The sequence below is a fragment of the Pseudomonas sp. BMS12 genome (assembly GCF_001592875.1).
Taxonomy (GTDB): domain Bacteria; phylum Pseudomonadota; class Gammaproteobacteria; order Pseudomonadales; family Pseudomonadaceae; genus Aquipseudomonas.
The window spans coordinates 1-275 of record NZ_LSOF01000045.1; the positions used below are offsets into that span (position 1 = coordinate 1).

1 protein-coding gene is annotated in these 275 nt (G+C 66.2%); it reads left to right on the forward strand.

From position 1 onward, the window contains the following. Positions 1–99: 99 nt before the first annotated feature. The coding region (locus AYB31_RS22435; protein WP_177332320.1) for a hypothetical protein at positions 100–275 on the forward strand (176 nt) is incomplete at its 3' end.

Genomic DNA, 275 nt, shown 5'->3' on the forward strand with positions numbered 1-275 from the left:
CCGTGGCGCTTCCCCGACAATGCCCTGGCTCGCAGGTACGCGAGCTGCCCCATCGGCCAGGACTCCTGGCCGATGCCCGTTCGGCAGAAGGAAACACGGATGTTCGCGCCCGCCAATCAGACCCATTTCAGCCTGAGCCTGCCTGCTGTCGAGCACGATTTGCAGGTGCTCGAATTCACCGGCCATGAAGCGCTCAGCCAGCCCTTCGTGTTCGAGCTGACCCTGGTCAGCGAACGCCCCGATCTCGACCTGGCCGCCCTGCTCGGCCAGCCGGC